This window comes from Myxococcales bacterium, from assembly GCA_016703425.1.
Classification (GTDB): Bacteria; Myxococcota_A; Polyangia; order Polyangiales; family Polyangiaceae; genus JADJCA01.
The window spans coordinates 94979-111520 of sequence record JADJCA010000013.1 but is presented as its reverse complement, the minus strand read 5'-3'; the positions used below and the strand labels follow the sequence as shown (position 1 = coordinate 111520).

The window sequence follows — 16542 nt, the reverse complement described above, 5'->3', positions numbered from 1 at the left end:
CCACGGAGAGGCGCTGCGGGGCCCGCGTTGAGCGTGCGAGCGAAAGAGACGCCAGGCCTTACCGAAGGTCTTCGAGGAAGACTTCAATCTCGCCTCGAAGCTCCCTCAGCACCGCGCGCAATTCGAGGCCCGCCGGCGCTTCTCGAAGGTCGCGGTCTCGAGCGCCCTCAGGCCGGGGCGCATCCACCGCCGGTGCCGCGCTCTCGGCGCTCTCCGCAGCAAACAGCGGCAGCGACGGCGTTCGCGTCCTGGTCTTCGCGCGACGGGGCTCGTCCGGCGATGGGGAAGCGCCGGCGACCAACAAGGAGGGCGAACTCAACGGCGCGACGGCCGGTCGCGCGCCGTCGGGCAACGACGCCTCCGCGGCTTGGGGTTCGCGTACCGCAGCGCTAGCCGTCGCCGGCGCCATCGTGGCGTCCTCTTCGGACGCCACGCGGTCTTGCTGGAGCTTGCGCCGTGCCCCCGCGATGGTGAAGCCGTCCTTGTAGAGGAGCTGCCGGACCCGCATGAGCGTTTCCACGTCGCGCCGCGAGTACACGCGCTGCCCGCGCGCGCTCTTTTGCGGGCGGATGGTGCGAAACTCTCGCTCCCAGTAGCGCAGCACGTGCGGCTCGACGCCGACCAGCGAAGAGACTTCGCCGATCCGGTAGTACGGCTTCTCGGGAAGCTTCTCTTCGGCCATGCGGGGCGTTCCGTCGACGTTGGAAACGGTGGGTGGGGGGGGCGAGCCGCGCGATCAGTCTTTGTGGAGCGGTTCGCCCATAGCCGGTGAACCGGCGGGCGCTGCGGCTACGGCGGCGCCGTTGGCGCCGTCTTTCTTGTTGAGAGTCTGCTTGAGAATTTGGCTCGCCTTGAAGGTGAGGACGCGGCGCTCGCTGATCTGGATGGCTTCGCCGGTCTGCGGGTTGCGCCCCGGACGCTGCCGCTTGTCGCGCAGCACGAAGTTGCCAAAGCCGCTGATTTTTACCTTCTCGCCTTTGCCTAGTGTCTCTTTGATCATCTCAAAGACAAGATCGACCAAATCGGCCGATTCCTTCTTCGAGAAGCCCCCGACACGTGCATAGAGAGCCTGGACGATCTCTGCTTTCGTCATTGTCGACTCCACCCCCGATTGGCGCTGGCATTGGCGCTCGCCGCGGTCCCGCCTGCGAAGGAGAGAGAATAGGCGTCAGTTCGGGCGGGGCGCCAGCGAAAAGCGCCCGGTTTCTCCGGAGTTGCTCGTCCTGGTGGAGCCGCGAGGGGGTCACCGACGACCCCCCCCGTGCCCCGTGCCCGTGGACACAACGTAGCGACCGCGCTGGGAGCCGGGCCTCCGCCGTGCACGCTTATGCGGTCGACGCCGGCAAAACGGCTAGGCGGCCAGTTTTTCCGCCGCGAGCGACGAACTCTCGAGCGCCGGCGCCGGAACCGAAGCGCCACGACGACGGCCCGTTTGCTCCGCGAAGACGAGGAGCGCGACGTACCCGTAGCCTGACGCGAAAAGCGCAGCGAACGGCGTCGCGAAGAAGTGCCCTGTTTGCACGGACGCCACCGTGCTCACAAAGGAGAAGAGCGCGAGACCGATCTCCATAAAGGGGAGATTGGTGCGCGCGCGGTAGCGGCCCTGCGAGATGCCCTTCTTCGGCGTGCGAACGAACTCGCCGGCCATCTGCCGAAGGCCTTCGAAGACGGCCTTCGTCAGGTGCGGCGCCATGCCGACGCCGAGCGCGAGGAGCGCCGGCAGCTGCTTGAGGGCGCCGAGCCGCGGGCGACCCTGGGCCGACTCCGCCATCGCGTAAAAGGCGGCGAGCGACCCCGTGGTGCCGAGGCAAAGCGGGAGATCGATGAGGAGCATCGTGCGCGGGTTGGTGGCCGGCATGCACAAGAGCGCCGGCAACAAGAGCACGCTGAGCACCACCATGAGCGGGTAGGCGAAGTGCGGCGTCATGTGGAAGAACGCCTCCACGCGCTGCGCGAAGGTGAGGTCGGCGCGTAGGACCTTCGAGAAGAGGAGCTTCCGAGCCGTTTGGACGGTGCCTTTGGCCCAGCGAAACTGCTGGGCTCGGAACGAACTCAGGTCCTCCGGGAGCTCGGCGGGGCTGACGACGGCCTCGCGGTAGAGGAACTTCCAGCCGGCGAGCTGCGCGCGGTAGCTGAGGTCCAGGTCTTCGGTGAGCGTGTCGTGTTGCCAGCCGCCGGCCGTCGCGATGGCTTCGCGGCGCCACATGCCGCCGGTGCCCGAGAAGTTGAAGAGCCACCCGGCGGCCGAGCGCGCCCGATTCTCCACGAGGTGATGCCCATCGAGCATGAGCGCCTGGGTCTTCGTGAGCATCGAGTGGTCACGGTTCAGGTGACCCCAACGGGCCTGGACCATCCCGACCTTCTCGTCGGCCACGAAGTGGGGGACGATGCGCTGAAGGAAGTCCGGTTGCGGCAGGAAGTCAGCGTCGAAGATCGCGACGAGATCGCCCTTGGCGACCGCGAGCCCTGCGTCGAGCGCGCCGGCCTTGTACCCCACGCGATCGACGCGGTGCAGGTACACCACATCGAGGCCCTGCTTGCGAAGGCGCTCCACGTGTGACCGCAAGAGCGCGCGGGTCTCGTCGGTCGAGTCGTCGAGGACTTGAATTTCGAGGCGGTCGCGCGGGTAGTCGATGCGAGCCACGTGATCGAGCAGACGGGTGGCGACGGTCGCTTCGTTGTAGAGCGGGAGCTGAATCGTCACTTGCGGCAAATGCGAAGGCAAAACAGCCGGAGCGTCTTGGCTCATGGCTTCGAGGCGCTTCTTGTGTCGCAGGCACGTGATCACGAGATGCGACCGGTGAAGGCCATACATCGCGAGGAGCAGGAGCACAGCGAAGTACGCCGAGCAGAGGACGTAGTTCATGGCGGATCAGCAAAGCACTCGACCCCCCGGGCTTTGTCATGAACCTGTAATTCGTTGCAGGATGTTGTCCGACCTGGGCCTACGGGCCCCGTTCTGACCCCTCCGCGCCTCGAGAAAAGCCGTCCGGCTGAGATTCCGGCGAATCTCAGGGGCGGAAACGGCTCCCCGGCGGGTCGCCGCCTCGTCAGAAGCGAAGCGAGCGCAGGGTGGCCGTGCTCTTGGCGGGACCGCGATCGAGGTTGATGTCGAAGTCGCCGGCGAGGCCCAAGAACACGAAGGTGAACCGGCCGTCGGCGTTGGGGTTGGTCGTGGTGTCGGCTTTGAGGGTGCCGAAGTCGACCTCGGCCTTGGGGATGAGGCGAAGCACCTTGGCCACGCGAATGTGCAAGCCGAACCCGAACTGCGCCGCGCCCCCGCCGCCTTTTTCCGTGCGCGTCCGCGTGATGTTGCCTGTGTCGGCGATGGTGTCCTCCGCCGTGTACCAGCGATAACCGCCGCCGACGTTCAGGATGACCCCGAAGCCGTCGGGGTTCGAGTTCCACCCAAAGGTGAATGTGCCGAGGCCGCCGCTGAGCTTTTGCGTCAGGGCCTTGTCGCCGTCTCCGAAGCCGTCGGCCTGGATTTGGCCGCCCACGAACAAGACCCGCACGAAGCGGAAGGCCGCCTGAACGCCAAAGCTCGCGCCGGCGCTGGCGAACTGCTTCATCGGTGTCGTGGTGCCGTTCGCCAACGGCAGATCGCCGGTCGGCACCGTGAGGCCGAGGCGCGGCCCGAGCATGATGCTCATGCGCGAGCGATGCTCGGGCTCTTTCGGCGCCTCTTTGGCGGCGTCGTAGGGCGGCGGCTTGTCGGGTCGCGCGGCTTCTTGCGGGCTCGGCTGCGCGGGACTGAGCGCGGCGGCGCCCGCGGGGGCGTAGGTCACGGCGCCCGTCGCTTTGAGGTCGAGGGCGACCTTCTGCTTGCTGCGCTCCTTGACCTCGATGGACTTCTCTTCGCGCGAGTAGCCGGGCGCCTGGGCGACGACCTTGTGGACCCCCGGGTTCAAGGGGCGCGGAACGCCGACGAGCGCTTGCGGGATCGGTTGGTCGTCGATGGCGACCTGAAGCGTAGGCACGTTCGGCGGTGTCACGTCGACGGTGAGCTCAGGGATGCGCGGCTCAAGCTGGGCGAGCTCCCCGGCCGCCTGGCTCTGGGCTGCGACGAAGGCCTGCGGCGGGTTGGGCGGCAGGTTGAAGCGGCCCACGGAGCGGTAGGTCTCCGCGGCCTCGACGAGCTTGCCCAGCGCGGCTTGGCATTCGGCGATGTGCAGCAGGGTCGTTGGCGCGTTGACGACCGACTGCGCGCGCTGGAACTTCTCGAGGGCGTCAGCGAATTTGCCTGTATTTTGCAATCCTTCGCCCTGGAAGTAGAGCTCGCGCGCCGCCTTTCGATCGGCGTCGCCGATGGTCTGCGCGGCGCCGACGCGCGGCAAGACTGCCACCGCCAGCGCCAGCTCGCAGGCAAGGACGACGGGCAGGGCGGAGCGAAGCGAAGTGAAAGAACGCAATCGGGTCACCTGAGGGTTAGAAGCCCGGGTCGCCTTGCTTCGGCTTCGTCGGCTTGACGGGCTCCGGCTCGGACTTGGGGTCGGGTTTGGCGGAAGCCTTGACCTCTGCTTTGACGGTCGTCGCGCCGCCGGCCTTCCCCTTGGTTCCGGGGCGCGCCTTCGGCGGCGCCGGGGCTACGGCAGCCGGTTCGATGGGCGTCGGCTCGACGGCCGTAACCGTCGTCGGGACCGCGGCGGGCGCCGTCGATGCGCTGAGCTGCGGTGCCGCTTGGCTCGGCTCCGGCGGCGCGGACGCGACCTTCGTGGGCGTTCGCGAGGACCAAAACACGGCGCCGCCAGCGCCGAGCATCAGGGTCAGCGCGGCGACACCGGCCACGGCCGCCGCGCTCGTGCGCTTGGTGGTGCCTGGCGACGTGTGCGTCAGCGGCGCGGACGTGGCGCCGAGGCCCGGCTCCGTGGCGCTCGTGCCGCTAATCGCCAGCGCGGCTTTCGGCGCCGACTGCGGGAAGCTCGCGGGGCCGCGCTTGACGCTGAGCCCCGCGGCGAAGGCCAGCGCGTCCGCGAGCTCGTTGGCGGAGCCGAAACGCGCGGCCGGATCGCGATCGAGCGCCCTTTGAAACCACGCGTCGAAGGCCGGCGGGAGGTCGGCGCGCGCCTCCGAGGGGACCGGCAGCGGCGCGGTGCAGATCTTCACGAGGAGATCGCCGAGCGATTGGCCGTCGAAAGGCAAGACGCCGATCAGGCACTTGTAGGCGATGACGCCGAGCGACCAGAGATCGGTCCGGTGATCGATCTCGCGGAGGCCGCGCGCCTGCTCCGGCGACATGTAGAAGGGGGTTCCGAGAACCGCGCCGGTCTTCGTGCTGCTGCTGAGCGTCGTTCCGTCGACGCTGCGGATCTTGGCGATGCCGAAGTCGAGCACCTTCGCGATCTCGTCTTCGTCGTCGAGGGAGCGCTGGATGAAGATGTTCTCGAGCTTCAAGTCCCGATAGATGATCCCGGCCTCGTGCGCGCGTTGCAGCGCGCGGCACACCTGCGTCAGCACCCGGGCCACCTCTTGCAGCGAGAGCTGACCGAGGCGCTCAAGGCGCTTGTCGAGGCCCTCGCCCTCGAGCAGCTCCATGACGATGAAGGGGCGGCCATCGTCGGTGACGCCGTGATCGTAAATCTGGACCGCGTATTTCGATTGGATCGTCGCCGCGGTCTTCGCTTCGTTGTGGAAGCGCTTTCGGGCCTCGTCGCTGTCCGAGTACTCCTTCTCGATGAACTTCACGGCCACGCGCGTGCCGAGCGACACGTGCCGCCCTTCCCAAACGCTTCCCATGCCGCCACGCCCGATGAGCTGGCCCAGCTGGTACTTGCCAGCGACCAGCGACTGGGACGGCGGTGCGTTCGGGTCAGACATGAGCGGGCGCGGCCGATGAGCGTGCGTTCGCACCGGCCCATGGAGGGTATCCGTGGAGGTGACGAGCGTCCAGCAACGGTCGCGCCGGCTCGCACCTCGATTTCGTCGTGAGAACCTGGGCCGCGTGAACCGCGGGCCACAGCGCGCCGCCAACGGAGGGTTACGCTTGACGCTCGGCGTGAGGCCGCCTGAAGGTGGGGGCCATGGCAGCTCGCCCCGCGAAGGTCGACTCGACGGCAACCGGCCCCTCCGCGGAGCTACCCGCCAAAGGCGATCCGGAGACGCTCTACCTCATCGACCTCTCGGGCTACGTCTTTCGCGCGTACCACGCCATCACGCCGCTCTCGTCGTCGAAGGGCGAGCCGACGCACGCGGTGATGGGCACCGTGAACATGCTCCAGAAGGTCGTGAGCGATCGGAAGCCGGCCTACCTCGCCGTGGCGATGGACTCGCGCGGGCCGACCTTCCGCAAAGCCATCGACGCGCGCTACAAGGCCACGCGTCCGCCGCCGTCGGAGGACCTGTCGCAACAGATGGCCCGCTGCGAGGCCCTCGTGCGTGCCTACGGCATTCCGATCTTTCAAGAAGACGGCGTCGAGGCCGACGACCTCATCGCGTCGGCGGTGGCGCATGCGCGCGCGTCGGGCCTCAAGACCGTCATCGTCAGCTCCGACAAGGACCTCATGCAGCTCGTCGATGACGAGAAGTTCGATGTCGTGCTCTGGGACTCGATGCGCGACAAGGTCTATGGCCCGCGCGAGGTCGAGGAGAAGCTCGGCGTCGCGCCGAGCAAGGTGCGCGACTACCTCGCGCTCACGGGGGACACGTCGGACAACGTTCCCGGCGTGCCGAGCGTCGGACCCAAGACGGCCACAGACCTCTTGCGCGAGTACCAATCGCTCGATGGCGTCTACGCACACGTGGGTGAGATCAAGCGCGTGAAGCTGAAAGAGGCCCTCGTGGCGCACGAGGCCGACGCGCGCCTCAGCCAGCGACTCGTCACGCTCAAAGCCGACGTCAGCGTGCGCTGGGATCTCGCGGCGCTGCGATACGGCGGCGCCGACCAGGGGGCGCTCCGCGCGCTCTTCACGGAATTGGAGTTTACCCGGCACCTCGATCAGCTCGAGCCGGCGCCGGCGGCGCCTCGCACCTTCGAGGCGATCCTCGACCTCGCGGCGCTCTCGGCGGTCCTCGCGGACGCGAAGAAGAGCGGCACCCTCGCGCTCTCCGTCGTGGTTTCAAGCACCGACCCGATGCGCGCCGACCTCGTGGGCGTTGCGCTCGCGGCTCGACCTAGCGTGGGTCACTACGTGCCGGTCGAGCACCGCTACCTCGGCGCGCCGAAGCAGCTCACGCGGGCGGAGGTCCAAGGCGCGCTTCTTCCGGTGCTCGCGTCGACGGAGGTGCGCAAGGTCGTGTTCGACCTGAAGAGCACCGAAGTCCTCTTCGCGCGCGAGGGCATCCGCTTCGCCGGCGAGACCTTCGACCCCATGCTCGCGGCGTACCTGATCGACCCGGAGGCGCCTTCCGGCCTGAAGGAGCTCGCACGCCGCGAGCTGGGCGTGGAGGCCCGTGCGTACGGTGACGGCGCGGCGAAGGGCAAGAAGGGGGCGCAGGTCCCCTTTGACCAGCTGCCCATCGACGAAGCCACGCCCTTTGCCGCGAGCGACGCCGAGATCACGTTCAGCGCGTCGGTGAAGCTCGCAGGCCGTGTCGAGCGCGAGGGCCTCGGCTCGCTCCTCCATGAGGTGGAGCTGCCGCTCTCGTCCGTCCTGGCGACGATGGAGCGGACCGGCGTCCTCGTCGACGTGGCGGTCTTAGCGGGCCTCGGCCAGCGCGTGGAGGCCGAGCTTCGTGCGCTCGAGGCCAAAGCTCGGTCTATCGCGGGGCGCGACTTCTCGCTGCGCTCGCGCGATCAACTCGAGGCCATCTTGTTCGACGAGCTCGGTCTGCCGGTGCTCAAGAAGACGCCGAAGGGGGGGCCGCTCCACCGATGCGGAGGTGCTCGAGGAGCTCGCGGAGCAACACGACTTGCCGCGGGTCGTCGTCGAGTACCGGGAGATCGACAAACTCAAGGGCACGTACATCGACGCGTTGCCGCGGGCCATCAACCCGCAAACGGGTCGCATCCACACGCGCTTTCAGCAGACCGTCGCCGCTACGGGGCGCCTCTCGTCGACCGACCCGAACCTTCAGAACATTCCCATCCGGAGCGAGCTCGGTCGCGAAATCCGCGCCGCCTTCGTCGCGCCGCCAGGGTCGCTCATCGTAAGCGCCGACTACTCGCAGATCGAGCTCCGCGTCCTGGCGCACCTGTCTCGCGACGCGCAGCTCCTCGAAGCCTTCACGAGCGGCGCCGATGTGCACGGGCACACAGCGCAGCTCATCTTCGACGTGGCCAAGGACGCTGTGACCGCGGAGATGCGGCGGCGCGCGAAGACCATCAACTTCGGAGTCATCTACGGCATGGGCGAGGCGGCGCTCGCGCGTCAGCTCGACATCCCGCGCGCCGAAGCCGCGAGGTTCATCGAAGCGTATTTTCGCCGCTACGAGGGCGTCGAGCGCTTCATGCGCGAGACGGTGGAAGGCGCTCGCCGCGGCGAAGCCGTGCGCACGGTGCTGGGCCGTCGGCGCTTCTTGCCGAACCTCCACTCGGCCAATCGAGGACTCCGCATGGAGGCCGAGCGCATCGCGAAGAACACGCCGATCCAGGGCTCGGCCGCCGACATCCTCAAGATCGCGATGGTGCGTCTCGGTGCTGGCGACGTGGTCGCGGGCGCGCGCATGGTGCTGACGGTTCACGACGAGCTCGTGTTTGAAGTGCCGGAAAGCAAGGTCCGGGACGCGATGGCGAAGGTGAGGGACGTCATGGCCAACGCCATGAAGCTCGACGTGCCGCTCGTCGTCGATGCCGGCGCCGGACCGAACTGGGCGAAGGCGAAGTAGCCGCGAGGCCAAGCGCTAGACGCTACCGCGCACGTTGGCGGCGGCGCCCGAACCACGTCGCGACGCACGCGAGGGCGATCGCGAAGGCGCCGTGAGGCGCGCGGCTCGGGCCAGAGACGCTGCAGCCGCCCTCAATGTCGGAGGTTGCGCCGGCGCCATCGGCGCCGCCGAGGTCCGTCGAGCTGAGCGCGAGGCCTTCTTCGTTGGTGAGCGTGGAGCCGGCGAGCTTGAGCGCTCGCGCGAAGAGCGCTTCGAAGCCGGAGGTCTGCGTGTAAACGTGGCCGTAGTCTTGGCGGCAGTCAGCGCCGCGCGAGACGACGCCCACAACGGCTCCCGTGTTCGTGTCGATGGAGGGCCCGCCCGAGTCGCCCTGGCAGATCGAGCGACCGACCTCGAACTCGCGATCGCCGAGCGCCGTCGAAGAGGCCGTCAGTCGCGCGCCCACGGCGAGCACGTCGATGTCGTCGCGGCGAAGCCTTCGGCCGAGCGGATCGGTGACGTCGCTGCGACCGTATCCGACGGCGCGGACGCGCTCGTAGGGCCGCACGCTGCCACCGAGGCGTACGCGCAGCGGCGCCGCGTTCCAGACGGGGCGATCAAGGACGACGAGGGCGATGTCGCCGTTGCAGAGCGAGCTGCCGCCACGGTGCACGATCGACGAGGCGCGCGCGGCTGGCGTTGTGGCGAAGTTGGGGGCCTGGCCCACGAAGACGGAGATGTCTTCGATGGCCTGGTCTCGGGCCACGTGTTCACCGTTGGCGGACGTCCCGCGGTCGGTGCACACGACGCTCGAGGCGACCATGCGGCTGACGCAGTGACGTGCCGTGAGGACCACGTTGGGCGCGATGAGGGCCGCCGAACAGATCTCGAAGGGCGCCGCCTGGCCAACCCGCAGCGCTACGACGCCGCCGACCTCGCCGTCGGGCGCACCGCCGAAGATGGTCATGTCGGACGTGTCGTGGGTGGCGACGCGGACGTCCCGCCCCTCAGACGCTGCCCCGTCTGACGGTGCCGCGGGCGCGCAGCCGGCGAGGGCGACCGTCGCCGCGATCCAACGGTACCGGGCCTTCGTCGATCCGGAGCGCCGCGCGGCCCCACCACAAAGGCGGGTCAATACTCCGGGAAGGAGCACTCGAGCGCCGCACGGACGGGAAGGCATCGCACCCCATCGTGCACGGCGCAGGCCAGCGCTCGCGTCTCTGGGTGGGGGAAAAGCCCCCCTCGCGAACCGCGACCCTCCTGTCATGCTGGCCGTGTGGCCCTCGGCTGGACACGGGGGGGCCCGCCGAGTAGGGTTCGCGCGATTTTCTACTGTTTTGGGCGGTTTCTTTGGGCTTCTCCGGAAACGTCGCCTTGCCTGGGTCGGCCTTTGCATCGCGCCGGCCGTTCGCCTCGTCGTACCGGGTCCTCGCGGTCCCTCGCGTTTTAGCGTCCTCATGTCCCAGAAGGCCACCATCGCAGCCCGCAAGCTCCCTTCGGAGCCGACGACGCCGCCGACCCTCGAGGCCCTCGGCGTGGGGGCCGCCACCTTGGCCGGTCGCGTGAGCCAGCAGCTCGAGCGCATGAGCGACCAACGCCTCGCCTGGGCCGCCGGCGCGGTGCTGTTCGTCTTGGCCGCTTGGCCTGTCGCCCTCACCGAGGTGCCGCCGTTCCAGGACCTGCCGAACCACCTCGCGGCGCTCACGGTCATACAGCATCCGGAGCGGTACCCCGAGTTCGTCTCGAACGGCCTCTTCAAGACCAACGCGGCGCTCTTCTCGTTTCTCTACTTCGTGGGTGGCCTCGCCTCCAACAAGCTGGCCGCGAAGCTCTTCTCGTTGGCGGTCATCGCCGCCGGGGCATTTGTGCTGCCCCACTTCCTCTTGCAGTTCACCGATCGACGCCGGATGGTTGTCGCCAGCCTTCTGGCTTGGCCCACAGTCCACAACTGGTTCGTGTCGATGGGCATGCTCGACTTCGCCCTCGGCGTGCCGTGCGCGCTCCTGGTGCTGATGGCCGCCGACCGGCATCGCCGCGCACCGACCCTGAAGCACGGCGTGGCCCTGTTCGCCGCCTCGTTCCTCACTTGGTATTCGCACGTCTTCTGCCTTCTCATCGCGGGCCTGCTTGGCCTCGTGCACGTGCTCTACGCGTGGCGTCCCGCCGACGGCGCGACGGCCACAGACGAGCGCTGGCGCCTTCATTGGCGCGGCCGGCTGCGCGAGGCGCTCCTGTTCTTCGGGCCGCAGGTGCCGGTCCTCGCCCTAACGCTCTGGTCGGTCCTCGTGCAGCTCACGGAGCCCGCCGGCGCTATGCATGGCTTCGTGGCGCTCCGCCGCGATCTCCCGCCGTGGGAGCTCTTCTACAACATGTTCGCCGAGTGGATGCTCGGCTTCACGTGGCTCTCCTTCTCGGCGCTCCTGCCGACGCTGGTCATCCCGATCTTGGCCTTTCGGCGCCGCTTCGAGGCGCCCACGTATTTCGGACCCGCGGCGGCGCTGGTCCTCTTCGCGTTCTACTTCGGCACGCCCTACGTCGCGACGAATTGGTTCCACGTCAACTCGCGGTTCATCGCGTTTCTGTGGATCGCGATGTTGCTCCGCGTCCCCGCTCGCATCGACCGCCGCCTCACGGCCGCGCTCGCCGTGGCCGCGCTCCTCTACAGCGGCGGCATGGGCATCGACTACGTGCGCCTCGACGCCGATCGGGCCAAGGTGACCGCGGGGATTCCCCACGTGCCGCAAGGGGCCAAGCTCCTCCCCCTCATGTTCAATCAGAAGGCCTCCAGCGTGAACACGCGGAGCGTCCTTCACGCGTGGGGCTTCTACGTCACGGAGAAGCAGACCAGCGCTCCGCTCCTCTTCGCCCACTCACGCTCGTTTCCCGTCATGTACCGGAAGCCGCCGCCGATCCAGCTCAACCACCTGGTGCTCGAGGCCTACGCACCAACGATGGTCTCGCCCGAGTGGGAGTGCAGCATGCTCCGCACGGCAGGCATCGTGGAGCCCGACTGCGGCAACACGTGGCGTCAGCGCTGGGCGGACTTCTGGGCCGTCGTCACGCCCGAGTTCGACCACGTGATGATGTGGGATTCGCCGCCCGAGGTCGTGGCCCTCATCCCGCGGCACTATCGCGTGAAGTTCGCCGAGGACAAGCTGCTCATTCTCGAGCGCGTTGTGCCGCCCTTGAGTGAGCGAAGTCGCCCGTCGCGTCGCGCGCTGGCAGACGCTGACGACGCCGCGCTCGCTATCGACTCGTCACGGTGACGTCGACGCGCCGCCCGATGGCGAGGGAGAAGAAGGCGCTGCCGGCGTTGCCGACGTAGCTGCCGCCGATGGCGAAGACGTCGCCGAAGGCCCCGCTCTTCACGGTGTCGCGGGAGACCGTGCCCACCACCACGAGGCGCGTGGTCTTGGCGCGCGCGACGAACGTTCTACCGCGCACCAGGGCGACCGTTCGGCTGAGGGCCTGGCGCAAGGCCGGCGAACCAGTCCCCTCGATGCGCGCCTCAACGAGCGTCCCTCCGTCGTCGAGCGTGAGCACGGCGGTGAGCGTGCCGGCGGCGCCAAAGGGAGCACCGGCCCAGATCGGATCGGAGCTGGCGGCCTGCGGGAAGCCGCGCGTGAAAGCCGTCGCGAGATCCACGGCACCGCGCTCGCCGACGGCGCCGAATCGTGCCGCCGGGGCGTCGTCGCTGGCCGCCGCGCTGGTCGCCGCGCCGCCCTTCACACGGAGCTTCGGCGGCGAGGCGCGCCGCTTCGGAGCAGGCTCACCGGCTCCCGCGGCGTTTGTCGGCGCGGGCTCATGCAGCTCGGGGACCACGTCGAGGTCATCGACCTCGGTGACGACCTCTTGCTCGGAGAGACCCGGCACTTCGAGCGTGTCGCCGGTGAGCACTGACGCTTGGGGCGTAGCTGCGGGAGGCGAGACCCATTGCCGGCCGACGAGCGCGAAGGCCCCCGCGTGGAGCGCCAGCGAGACGCCGAGCATGAGCGACACGCTGATCTCGAAGGGCCGCGGAGAACGGGTCATGCAAAAGACTCGACAACGTACCCGGTGGAAGGTTCCTTGAGCTTGCGCGACCGATCCACAATGCGCGATCCTCTCACCATGACACGCTCTTCCGGTGCTTCCGGTGATCGCGAGCCGGAGCGAAGGGCCGGCCTCACGGTGCCGCTCTTCTCGCTCCGCAGCCACCGAGATTTTGGCATCGGTGAAATCGGCGATCTCCCGCGTCTCGGCGACTGGGCGCGCGGCGTGGGCTTTAGGGTCCTCCAGCTCTTGCCGACCTTCGAGCTCGCTCGCGGCGAGACGAGCCCCTACGGCGCGCGGACGGCCTTCGGCCTTGACCCGATTTACATCTCGCTCCGCGACGTGCCCGAGCTCGACGCGAGCGTCCTCCACGACGCCTTGGGACCTTCCGGCGAAGCCGAGCTTGCCGCGCTGCGCGCGCGGAAGGCCGTCGACTACGTGGCGGTGCGCGCCATCAAGGAGCGGGTCCTCAGCCGCGCCTTTCAGCGCTTCGTCGAGCGCGAGATCGCGCACGATACGCCGCGGGCCCGCGCGTTCCGTGAGTTTCGCAACGAGGCCGGCGTCTGGGAAGACGACCTTTCGCTCTACGTCGCGATTCGAGGCGAGCGCGAGGAGCACGGCTGGTCAACGTGGCCCGTGGGGCTCCGCGATCGCGAGCCCAAGGCGCTCCAAGAGGCCCGCGAACGGCTCGCGCGCCCCATCTTGCAGCACGCCTACGCGCAGTTCGTGGCCGGCGAGCAGTGGGCCGCCGCGAGGCGCGCGCTCAAGGAGCGCGGCGTCGCGCTCATGGGCGACCTCCCGTTTATCGTTGGCGGCGAGAGCGCCGACGCGTGGGCCCACCGGCACCTCCTTCGGACCGATGTCTCCCTCGGCGCGCCGCCCGATGCGTATTCGGAGGAGGGCCAGGACTGGGGTCTCCCTGCCTACGACTTCGCGCGCCTCGAGCAAGAGGGGTTCTCGTGGCTCACGGCGCGGACCCGTCGCGCGCGGCAGCTCTACGACCTCTTCCGCATCGATCACGTGGTCGGCTATTTCCGCCAGTGGATCAAGCCGCGCGGCGCAGAAGGGGCACTTCGACCTGCCCAGCGAGCGCGTGCAAGAGGCGCGCGGCCGCGCCGTGCTCACTGCGATGGTGCGCGAGGCCGGGCCCGGCGCCATCGTGGCGGAGGATCTTGGCGTCATCCCGCACTGGGTGCGCGGCGTCATGCGCTCCTTGTCGATCCCCGGCTATCGCGTGCTGCCGTGGGAGCGTGACGGCGACGTCGTGCGGGACCCCCGGTCGTTCCCGCCGCTGAGCGTCGCGACGTGGAGCACCCACGACACGGCGCCCATCGCGCTCTGGTGGCGCGAGATGACGCCCGCCGATCGAGGCGCCATCACCGCGATGATGGCGGGCTCGGGAGCCGACGTGGCTGCGCACGCGACCGGCGACGCGCTCTTCGAGGCGCACATGCGGAGCCTCTTCGGCAGCGGCTCTTCGCTCGCGCTTGCCCTCTTGCAAGAGATCCTCGGCGAAGATCAACGCATCAACACGCCGGGCACCGTCGGGCCCGAGAATTGGACCACTCGAATGGCCACGCCCATCGAAGCGCTCGCCACGGACGTGGCGGTCGCGCGGCGCGCGAAGGTGACCTCGCAGCTGCTCCGCGAGGCGAAGCGATGACCGCGTTGGGCGTGACCCGCGACGGCGACGACTTCGTCTTTCGATTGTTCTCGGAGCACGCCGACGCCGTCGACCTTTGCCTGTTCGACGCCGCGGGCGAGCGGCGCGTCGCCCTTTCCCGTGGCGAGGTGGGCATCTGGGAGGCGCGCCTCCGCTCGGTCAGGGAAGGGGACACCTACGGGTATCGTGTGCACGGCCCGTATCAGCCGGCGGCGGGCCACCGCTTTGCACCCAGCAAGCTGCTGCTCGACCCCTACGCGCGTCGCGTCGCGGGCCGCATTCACTTCGACGGGCCCGTCTTCGGCTACGCGCCCGATGCGGATCGCCCCGACGACCGCGACAGTTCTGAGCACGTGCCGCGCGGGGTCATCGCGTTTCCGACCTCGAGCGAAAGCGACGTCAGCGAGGCGGGGCTCTTCGCGCGACCGAAGACGCCCTGGCGTGACACGGTGCTCTACGAGCTTCACGTGAAAGGCATGACGAAGCTCATGCCTGACGTTTCCTCCGAGCTGCGCGGCACGTACCTCGGGCTCGCGTCCGAGCCGGCGATCGCGCACCTGCGCGCGCTCGGCGTCACGGCGGTGGAGCTCCTGCCGGTCTTCGAGTGCGTGAGCGAGCGGAAGGTCGAAGGGCGCGGTCAGACGAACTACTGGGGTTACAACACGCTCTCGTACTTTTCGCCGGCGGGGCGTTACGCCACCAAGCCCGAGAACGCCATTCGCGAGTTTCGTGCGATGGTGGCCGCGCTCCACCGTGCGGGCATCGAGGTGATCCTCGACGTCGTCTTCAACCACACCTGCGAGGGCGACGAGGCGGGGCCGACTCTGTCCTTTCGTGGCATCGACAACAAGAGCTACTACGAGCTCGCGCCCGATGATCCACGCCGCTACGTCGATCGAAGCGGCTGCGGCAACACGCTGCGCGTCGAGCACCCGGCGGTCCTCAAGCTCGTGATGGACTCGCTCCGCTATTGGGTCAGCGTCATGGGCGTCGACGGCTTCCGGCTCGACCTGGCGACGGTGCTCGGGGTGGAGCGAGGCCGTTTTGACCGGGGGGCCGCGTTCTTCGACGCGCTCCATCAGGATCCGGTCCTCGGTACCGTGAAGCTCATCGCCGAGCCGTGGGACGTGACGCCCGACGGCTTCGTCTTGGGGCACTTCCCAGCGCCGCTACGCGAGTGGAACTCGCACTTTCGCGATGACGTCCGTCGCTTCTGGAATGGCTACGAGAAGCGCTTGGGCCCGCTCGGCGATCGGCTCACCGGATCAAGCGGCGTGTTCAGCGGGCGCGGGCCCACGGCGAGCATCAACTTCGTGACGGTGCATGATGGCTTCACGCTTCGCGATCTCGTGAGCTACGAGTCGCGGCACAACGATCGCAACGGCGAGGGCAACCGCGACGGCGCCGGCGAGAACTTCTCCGCGAACTTCGGCGTCGAAGGGCCCACCGACGACCCGCTCGTGCGGACGGCGCGGGCGCGGCAGATGCGTGCCTTCATGGCGACGCTGCTTCTCGCGCCGGGGGTGCCCATGATCCTCGCCGGCGACGAGATGGGCCGCACGCAGCGCGGCAACAACAACGCCTATTGCCTCGACGATCCCACCTCGTGGCTTCCTTGGGTCCTCGACGCCACCGGCAGCGAGCTGCTCGCCTTCACGCGCCACGTCGTGGCGCTCCGGCGAGAGCTCTCGGCGTTGCGGCCCGAGCGCCACTTTCGCGACGGGGACATCAGCTGGCTAAGGCCCGACGGGGAGCTCATGGCCCCAAGGGACTGGGATGCACCCGAGGAGAGGGGGCTCATGATGGTGCTCCATGGTCACGGTCCCGCCCACCACGGTCCCGGCCAGCTCCCCGGCGCCGTCGCGCGCGAAGAAACGAGCCTCGCCCTCCTCATTAATGGCGCGGCGTGGCCCCTCGACTTCGTATTGCCACCGAATCGTGAGCTGATCGCCCTCGTGGATACGCATCATCCGCTCGTGCCGCCCCCGCCGGAGGCCCTTGCGGATGGGCCCCGCCTGTACCATCTTGAGTCCCGCGCCATGGCGCTTCTGAAGTTTGTGCCCCGTCGGGCCCCCGCGCCGCAGACAACACAGGGAAGCACGTAG

Annotated in this window: 11 protein-coding genes and 1 pseudogene; 5 read left to right on the top strand and 7 right to left on the bottom strand. The window is 68.7% G+C overall.

The window, feature by feature from the left end; all coding sequences use genetic code 11:
* Positions 1–58: 58 nt before the first annotated feature.
* From IPG50_25440 to IPG50_25420, 5 genes are all read right to left on the bottom strand, one after another.
* A complete protein-coding gene (locus tag IPG50_25440) occupies positions 59–682 on the bottom strand; it encodes a MerR family transcriptional regulator (GenBank protein ID MBK6695528.1) in 624 nt (207 codons plus the stop codon).
* Positions 683–736: 54 nt separating this feature from the next.
* A complete protein-coding gene (locus tag IPG50_25435; protein ID MBK6695527.1) occupies positions 737–1093 on the bottom strand; it encodes an integration host factor subunit alpha in 357 nt (118 codons plus the stop codon).
* A gap of 258 nt (positions 1094–1351) precedes the next feature.
* Complete coding sequence (locus IPG50_25430; protein MBK6695526.1) at positions 1352–2866, bottom strand: glycosyltransferase; 1515 nt, start codon at positions 2864–2866, stop codon at positions 1352–1354.
* A gap of 184 nt (positions 2867–3050) precedes the next feature.
* The gene (locus IPG50_25425; GenBank protein ID MBK6695525.1) at positions 3051–4412 is read right to left on the bottom strand and encodes a hypothetical protein; all 1362 of its coding nucleotides are present in this window, start codon (positions 4410–4412) and stop codon (positions 3051–3053) included.
* Between the two features lie 16 nt (positions 4413–4428).
* On the bottom strand, positions 4429–5817 hold the full coding sequence (locus tag IPG50_25420) for a protein kinase (GenBank protein ID MBK6695524.1): 1389 nt from the start codon (positions 5815–5817) through the stop codon (positions 4429–4431).
* Between the two features lie 203 nt (positions 5818–6020).
* Between IPG50_25420 and polA the strand changes: the two are divergent.
* Positions 6021–8763 (top strand): annotated as a pseudogene (polA, locus tag IPG50_25415) (DNA polymerase I).
* Positions 8764–8785: 22 nt separating this feature from the next.
* On the opposite strand, the gene IPG50_25410 reads toward polA, so the two are convergent.
* On the bottom strand, positions 8786–9709 hold the full coding sequence (locus IPG50_25410; protein MBK6695523.1) for a trypsin-like serine protease: 924 nt from the start codon (positions 9707–9709) through the stop codon (positions 8786–8788).
* A 490-nt stretch (positions 9710–10199) separates the two neighbouring features.
* Here IPG50_25410 and IPG50_25405 point away from each other — a divergent pair, with 490 nt between their 5' ends.
* Positions 10200–12008 carry a hypothetical protein gene (locus tag IPG50_25405; GenBank protein ID MBK6695522.1) on the top strand — a complete coding sequence of 603 codons (1809 nt, stop codon included), beginning with the start codon at positions 10200–10202 and terminating at the stop codon, positions 12006–12008.
* On the opposite strand, the gene IPG50_25400 is transcribed toward IPG50_25405, so the two are convergent.
* Positions 11989–12774 carry a hypothetical protein gene (locus IPG50_25400; GenBank protein MBK6695521.1) on the bottom strand — a complete coding sequence of 262 codons (786 nt, stop codon included), beginning with the start codon at positions 12772–12774 and terminating at the stop codon, positions 11989–11991. The two genes, IPG50_25405 and IPG50_25400, sit on opposite strands and share 20 nt — an antisense overlap.
* Positions 12775–12852: 78 nt before the next feature.
* Between IPG50_25400 and IPG50_25395 the strand changes: the two genes are divergently transcribed.
* From IPG50_25395 to glgX, 3 genes are read left to right on the top strand one after another with little or no spacing between them, the layout of a single operon-like run.
* Positions 12853–14028, top strand: coding sequence for a 4-alpha-glucanotransferase (locus IPG50_25395; protein ID MBK6695520.1), 1176 nt, complete (start codon positions 12853–12855; stop codon positions 14026–14028).
* A complete protein-coding gene (locus IPG50_25390) occupies positions 13979–14437 on the top strand; it encodes a 4-alpha-glucanotransferase (protein MBK6695519.1) in 459 nt (152 codons plus the stop codon). The genes IPG50_25395 and IPG50_25390 overlap by 50 nt, the downstream gene beginning before the upstream one ends.
* Positions 14434–16542, top strand: a complete 2109-nt coding sequence (glgX, locus tag IPG50_25385) for a glycogen debranching protein GlgX (GenBank protein ID MBK6695518.1) — start codon at positions 14434–14436, stop codon at positions 16540–16542. Before IPG50_25390 ends, glgX begins: the two co-directional genes overlap by 4 nt.